Below are 6,785 nucleotides of genomic sequence, written 5' to 3'. Positions count from 1 at the left end.
GTCCAGCATGGCAATGAACTGTGCAGTATCCATACGCTCCGTACTGGGCAGTACGGGCACCATGGATGCATAGTCAGCCTTCTGAGCCAACGGAGCTTGCCAGTGGATATTCCGCAGGTGCCCCGACGAATCAACCCACAGCCCCACCAAAACCAGCACTAGCAGTGCATTGACAAGCAAAAGAACGTGCAGCGAGTATTTCTTCATGGTCGCTCTCTCAGCACGCTCAGGGTAAATTGTGCAGAAAGACGCGGAGGCATCTTGGGATTGATGTTGGCCAGCCCTCCCAACACCTGCACATCCAGCTCGTTGATAACGATGATGGGCTGTTGCGCGCCGAGTACAGCGAGCGCACTTTGTAGTCCCAACATCTCTCCTTCAGCGCGGAGTACCAAAGGAATACGGTCGAATCCCTTTTCCTCCTTGGGCGGCAGAACCTGGCTGGTGATGACTTGCAATCCGGCAGACGAAAACAGGTCGCGCACCTTCTGCTGCGCCTGATTGCCTGTTTGCGTTCCATCGGAAGTGGCCGGATACACATATTGGGTGCGCAATTCTGTCGCTCGCAGGCGAGCGGCTTCCAGTTCGGAACGTTGTGACTCCAGCCCTAAGAGACGCGCGTACCGCGGCTCGATTTGCGCGAGGCGGTCCTGTCCCCAGGTGTGCTTGTTCCGCACATACCAAGCTCCCCCAACAACAGGGAGCAGTGCCACTGCCACTACCAGGGCAGCAATGGCAGATCGGCGTAACGCGAGAGAATTCATGGCGTTCCTTTTTGCTCGGGCTTTGCCGTTGAAGGCTTCGCCGCCGCTTGAGGAGCACTCCCTCCAAACACCGGCACCAACGCGCCAGATGGCGCCGGTGGTGGCGTAGCCATGCTAGCGGATGTCTTTGGCCCCGGAGACTGGGTTGGCACGGGGGCAGGCATTGATGCGGCAGCTTTAGGCGCGACAACAGATGCAGCAGATGCGGCCGATGCACCACCGGCTGCTGGCGTGGAAGGCAACGGCGCTGCAGAAGCCGCTACAACGGGGGCTGGGGCGACGGCCACGCCAAACTCTTGCGGATCCAAAGAAAACTCGATGACAAAATTCTCTTTGGAATTTGCACCTGCAACGCGTGTGGTGGGCGTGGGCGCGCGAACATCGCGCACCCCTGGCTGTTCCCCCAGAATCTGCATGAGGGCTGAGGCGTTGGCCGTGAGCCCTGTGATAGTGACTTTTTGGCCTTTGAGAGTGAACCCCTGGAGTGCCGTATCGTCTGGCAGCACCTTGGTCAACCTGTCGAGCACCTTCATCGGCTCGATACGCCCCGCGAGCAACTCGGACAGAACATTGAGCTTTTCCACCGACTGCAGAAGCATTTCCCGCTCTTTGACCAAGGCGGGAGTCCTGTGCACTACATCGTCGTAGGCGTGCACCGCTTCGATTGCGCGCGCACGCAATTGCAAGGTAGGCGTCACAAAAATGCCTGCCACCAAAACCAGGGCTGACAGTACCAATGCATACCTAGCCCGCCGCCCGCGTACGCCCTGTGCTCCCCGCAAACCCTCGCCAAATCCCTGAAAAACGATTGGCGCCCCTGCTGCAAGATCACCCCAGACTTCAGGCGTTCGCCCCCTAAGTCGGGCAGCATGCGACTGAATGTAGTGCGCAATCTGCTTCCTGGAAGCCAGTGCAATGTCCAGATGTGCGCCACCGCCAGCAGCGCGCTGACGCGTCCGATAGCCCCATATGAGATCCTGCTCCGCAAAGGGGCTGATGGTACGCACCTGCAGTGCAGCGGCACTGGCCATGTCAGCCTCCGCCATGACGGGTACGGCCAACGTGCGTCGGAGCAGCAAATCGTCAGGTAACTCAATTGCGATGAATGGCGTCTCAGCCTTCTTGCCGTCCGCCATGCGGCGTAGGCCGCCCCACCACAGCGACTCCTTGCCATCCTGCTGGAGCAAAACAACAGCGACCTCAGGCGTGAGCCAGGAAAACGGCGGTGCGTCCTGTAGGTCAGACCAAGCCTGCCGAACACTGCGCCCGAAGTTGCTCAGGTCGAGCCCCAGAAAACGGGCATCGGTTTGAATGGTTGGCATTTGATTTGTGATTCTGGGTGCTTACGATTTACGGGGCTCAAGCCGAACCGTCATGCGGAAGGTGTGCCACGGTGCGCCATTGGGCGTCCGGGCGTTGAGGTCCACGTTGCGCGACACACGCACATAGCCGCCGTCAGCCAAAGGGACGCGAGCCTGAACGCGAATGCGCCTGGATGCCGAGGACTCCAGAAGGCTACCATCCAGTGCCGAGGTATCGACCCCCACCTGCCCCGCGTCACGGGCAGCGGCAATCCGTTGGGCAACCGAAGTGTCGCCGTTCGCCAAAACGGCGAGCACTTCAAAAGGAGCTGCCAGTGGGTTTACCCGCCCAGAACCCTGCAGGTCGGCAGTCAAAAGGCCGTCGAGTCTAGCATAGAGGTCGTAGTCCACATCCGACACTCGCAGCAGGTCTTCTTCCGCTTCAAAGCGCTGAGGTCCGCCACGCGCATCTCTGCGTTCACGCGTCTGCACTATGGCTTGCGCAGTAGCCTGCGCCGCTTCGGCAGACAGCCCCCCCGCCACTGACAGGAGGCGCTGCAGCAACGGCAATCCCGCCATATTGATATCTATCAGCCCATTAAGAGGCATGGCCTCTACCTCAATAGGCACGCCTCGGTAAGCAATGTTCGCGGTGGTCGTGCTGGCCAGGGGCTGGTTACGCGCAACCAGTCCCTGAAGGGCGATCTGAATTGCGCCATCCCCCAGCGCTTGCGCCTCTACTTGCTGCCGGGCTTGCAGAATGGCCCGGCTTTCCGCGCGTACTGTGCGAAGGGTTCCTGTCGCGATGATGCTCAAAGCAGCCACGATCCACAACACAGCCAACAACGCCATGCCGTGCTGGCGCCTTCCAAGCTGCTGGTATCGCCGGTATCGCTTCACGCTCACGTCCCCCCGAAGACAGGACCGCTCGTGCGAGGGTCGCTGCCAGGCAAAACACGTAACGGCACCACAATTTCGGGCCAATTGCCAGAGCTCGTCTGCACAGTGATCGACACTTTCTCCGGCAACCTGTCGATGATCGCCCAACTGGCAGACCATTCGGGGGGCTCAACTGCCGCATCCTCGTACTGGAAAGTCAACCCTGTTACGCCAGCAAGGAGTGGCGTGCTCTGCCCTGCAGCCCAATCGGGAAGCGCAGCAGCCCCTTCCCACGGGGTGAAATGCAACACAAGCACCCCGGCATCCGTCAACTCCAGCCGAAAGTGGTATCGGCCTCCAGCTCCATACCGAGCAGGCATGACACCGACCCAGTTCATCGATGACACTGCACCTTGAAAGAAATAGGGACTCGTGCCGGCAGCCACCGGGGTGCTGATCTTCTGCGCAGAAACCCGCCCCAAGATGGACCGCAAGAAGCCACTGACCGTGCGCAGGTCATCCGTACGTTGCAAACGAACGTCTACCCGCTCTTCCGTTTGCGATGCTGTACGCAATGCAGAGGCCATTGCCACCATCACGAGCGAAAGCAAAGTCAGCACGACCAGTAGCTCCACCAACGTGAAGCCTCGTGCTTTAAAAATGCGGGAAGACCTGCTGATCACCGGCGCACCTGGTCAGGAGGTTTGCGCTCCGGTCGCAAGGTTGTCAACTCCAGGGTACGTTGGCGACTTTCTTCCGACCAGACAATAGCAATGCTGACTTCATGCAGCACGGGTATGGCGGGCCCCGAAACGCCTGTCGCGTAAGGTATAGATTGAATCTGCCAACGAAAGCCGGATGATTCCCCGGCTTGTTGCCACCCCCCCTCAGGCACAGTGTCACGCAACGACAACAATGACTGCGCGAGAACCATGGCGCGCTGATACCGCTCGATGTCTCCCGCGCTACGGGCGCTGCCACCCATGACGCGATAAAGCAGCCCCAGTGCCATCGCCATGATGGCAAACGCAACCAATAATTCAAGCAGCGTCAGCCCTCGCTGCCTTCGGGAGGCGCTCATGGCAAGAGGGCTTCCTGCGTCGCTCTTCCTGACAACCAGTCCACACGCAAACGTGTGCCTGCACCGGCTGTACGCAGGACTTCAATGCTGCCGCCCGTTGCACCACCCGACGGAAGAAAACGGATAGACACAAGCCCTTGAGGTGCGATTTCGCGATCTGCGACGACAGCGCGCAATTGCAGCGGCTCGGGTAACACCTTGGCCTCCATGCCTTCAATGCCGTAGCGGCGGCGGGCCAAGTCCGCAGTAAAGCGAACTTCCCGCCCCTCGCTAACAGCCGTAGCCCGTGCGGAACGCAGTTGGTTGAAAATAGAGCGCACCGCATCGCGATACTGCGACGACTCTCTCATACGCTCGTACGCAACGGGCACTAGGCCAATGACCAGTGCCATGATGCCAAACACAACCAGCAACTCAATCAGCGTAAAGCCGCGTTCACGCCGCACGGTGCATCCAAACGCAATGCTCAGGGCGTGTTGCGAATGTCGGCGTTCTCACCTTCGCCGCCAGCGGCGCCATCCGCCCCCAACGAAAGGATCTCGATACCACCGTTCGGACCAGCGTTCGTGTATTTGTATGGCCGACCCCAAGGATCCGAAGGCACTCCGCCTTTGAGATATGGACCGGACCAGCCGTTGACCGAACCCGGGCGTTTGACCAAGGCGTCGAGACCCTCTTCTGTCGTGGGGTAACGCCCCACGTCGAGTTTGAAAAGCTCAAGCGACTTGTCCAGATCGGCGATCTGGACACCTGCCGTTTTGGACTTGGCGCCACCAAGCTGCCCCAGAACACGGGGCCCCACCAAACCGGCCAACAGCGTAAGGATTGCCAGCACCACCAGCAACTCAATCAGCGTGAAGCCTCGCGCACGCCGCGCTGCAGACACTGTGCCGCGAACGCGGCCGAGACTTGTATTCACCATGGGTGAAGGATCCTTGGACAAACGAAAATTATATGGCGAGGTCATTGATAGACAGAATTCCGAGCAGGATGGACACGATGATCGCCGCGATCAGCACGCCCAACACCAGAATGAGCACTGGCTCGACGAGCGTCAAAAGGCGTTTGATGCCAGTTTCGACTTCTCGGTTCAATATATTCGACAGCTCCAGCATCATGGGGCCGATACGGCCGGTCTCCTCGCCCACCCGAATGAGGTTGATGGCTAAAGGCGCAAAGATGCCAGTCGCTGTTACAGCTTGCACCACTTTGCCACCTTCTTTCACGATCGGGGCCACCCGACCGAGGGCCTCCTGAAGCACAGTATTGCCCACAGTTTCGGTCGCAATATGCAGCGCCGTCAGCATAGGAACGCCATTACCCAGCAACGTCCCGAGAGACCGGGAAAACAGAGTCAGCTGGTACTTGAGAGCCAAAGGCCCCATCAGCGGCAGACGCAATACAAGGGCTTGCCACCAACGGCGACCCGAAGGTGACTTGAGCCAGCGCAGGGCGGCCCACCCCAAACCTGCCAGCACCACCGCCACGATCAAACCGTATTGGGTGAACGCTTGCCCCAGCCCCATCACAAGGCGTGTAGGCAACGGCAATGCGTCACCCATGTCAGTGAACAACTTTTCAAACTGCGGGACCACGAAACCCAGCATGGCAATCAGCGACAACACCGCCACCCCCAGCAGAATGGCAGGGTAGATGGTGGCTGAAATGACACTGTCACGCAGCGCGCGCTGGCGCTCCATGTGTTCAACCAACCGATCCAGTACCGCAGACATTTGCCCACTGGCCTCCCCTGACCGGATCATGTTGATATAAAAGTCGCCAAATAAGTCTCTGTGGGCGGCCAGTGCGCGACTGAGCGGTGTACCGCCTTTGACGGCATCGAGGATGCCCTGCACCAAAGCCGCAACGCTGGGCTTATGGCTCATGTCAATGAGCACGCGAAGTGCGTTGTCCAGGGCCAATCCCGCACGCAGCATGATCGCCAGTTCAGACGTGAGAGCCAACACATCGGGCGCAGTGACCGGCCCCCGGGCCTGGCGTCCTTTGGGCTGCGCGAAGCGTCCAAGAGAAGCAGCCTGACCGGACGTACCCGGCAGAGGACCCGCGGCGCCCGCATCGCCGATATGCAGCGGAGTCATGCCCTGGTCGCGCAAGTGTTTCAGCACCTGAGCGGGAGTGGTGGCGGTAAACCGCCCTTCTTCCACCTTTCCCGCGCTGTTGGCGGCACGCCAAGCGAACTCAGACATCGGACTGATCCTGCGTCACTCGCGCCAACTCATCCAACGTGGTGCTGCCAGCAGCCACCTTGCGCAGGCCATCTTCATACAGACTGAGCATGCCACTCTGAGCGGCTATGGAGTTGAGGACATTGGCATCACGGCCTTCGATGATGGCCCGGCGCATAGGTTCATCGATCGATAGCAATTCATGTATGCCCGTGCGGCCCCGGTAGCCGGATTGACGGCACTGCTCGCAGCCAACCGCCCGATACACGAGCTTGCCTGGCACACAGAAACGCGAAAGCCCAGTACTCTCGCGAACCTCCGCGCCCGGCTCATAAGCTTCTTTGCAGTGCTCGCAAAGCGTCCGGACCAAGCGCTGCGCGAGAACGCCGTTGACCGCCGAGGTGATCAGATAGGGCTCCACACCCATGTCTTGCATGCGAATCACCGCGCCCGCAGCGGTGTTGGTATGCAGCGTGGACAACACCAAGTGGCCCGTCAATGCGGACTGCACCGCAATTTGGGCGGTTTCCCCATCCCGCATTTCACCAATCATGATGATGTCAGGGTCCTGTCG

The 6,785-nt window shown here is 59.8% G+C and carries 9 protein-coding genes and 1 pseudogene; all 10 read right to left on the bottom strand.

From position 1 onward, the window contains the following. A pseudogene (locus tag DBR23_RS16870) lies at positions 1-207 on the bottom strand (hypothetical protein); the annotation flags it as partial. Continuing rightward, positions 204-764 (bottom strand): type II secretion system protein GspM, encoded by a 561-nt coding sequence (gene gspM, locus DBR23_RS16865; RefSeq protein WP_108499013.1) that lies wholly within the window; start codon positions 762-764, stop codon positions 204-206. The pseudogene DBR23_RS16870 and the gene gspM, both read right to left, overlap by 4 nt. Beyond that, entirely contained in the window at positions 761-2,086 is a 1,326-nt protein-coding gene (locus tag DBR23_RS16860; protein ID WP_108499012.1) for a PilN domain-containing protein, read from the bottom strand. Before DBR23_RS16860 ends, gspM begins: the two co-directional genes overlap by 4 nt. 21 nt (positions 2,087-2,107) lie before the next feature. Further along, entirely contained in the window at positions 2,108-2,917 is an 810-nt protein-coding gene (locus tag DBR23_RS16855; protein ID WP_108499011.1) for a general secretion pathway protein GspK, read from the bottom strand. 50 nt (positions 2,918-2,967) lie between these two features. After that, positions 2,968-3,627 carry a prepilin-type N-terminal cleavage/methylation domain-containing protein gene (locus DBR23_RS16850; protein ID WP_108499010.1) on the bottom strand — a complete coding sequence of 220 codons (660 nt, stop codon included), beginning with the start codon at positions 3,625-3,627 and terminating at the stop codon, positions 2,968-2,970. Further along, positions 3,624-4,025 carry a type II secretion system protein gene (locus tag DBR23_RS16845; protein ID WP_108499009.1) on the bottom strand — a complete coding sequence of 134 codons (402 nt, stop codon included), beginning with the start codon at positions 4,023-4,025 and terminating at the stop codon, positions 3,624-3,626. The genes DBR23_RS16850 and DBR23_RS16845 overlap by 4 nt, the downstream gene beginning before the upstream one ends. After that, a complete protein-coding gene (locus tag DBR23_RS16840; protein WP_108499008.1) occupies positions 4,022-4,471 on the bottom strand; it encodes a GspH/FimT family pseudopilin in 450 nt (149 codons plus the stop codon). The genes DBR23_RS16845 and DBR23_RS16840 overlap by 4 nt, the downstream gene beginning before the upstream one ends. 20 nt (positions 4,472-4,491) lie before the next feature. Continuing rightward, positions 4,492-4,947, bottom strand: a complete 456-nt coding sequence (gspG, locus tag DBR23_RS16835) for a type II secretion system major pseudopilin GspG (protein WP_108499007.1) — start codon at positions 4,945-4,947, stop codon at positions 4,492-4,494. A gap of 28 nt (positions 4,948-4,975) precedes the next feature. Continuing rightward, positions 4,976-6,232, bottom strand: coding sequence for a type II secretion system F family protein (locus DBR23_RS16830; RefSeq protein ID WP_108499006.1), 1,257 nt, complete (start codon positions 6,230-6,232; stop codon positions 4,976-4,978). After that, on the bottom strand, positions 6,225-6,785 hold a 561-nt coding region (locus DBR23_RS16825), incomplete at its 5' end, for a GspE/PulE family protein (RefSeq protein ID WP_199227730.1). The genes DBR23_RS16830 and DBR23_RS16825, both read right to left, overlap by 8 nt.

Origin of the sequence: Acidovorax sp. HMWF018 (assembly GCF_003061035.1) — a bacterium.
Lineage (GTDB): Bacteria > Pseudomonadota > Gammaproteobacteria > Burkholderiales > Burkholderiaceae_C > Acidovorax > Acidovorax delafieldii.
Note: the sequence above shows the minus strand (reverse complement) of the source record. Positions and strands in the feature narration are given on the sequence as shown.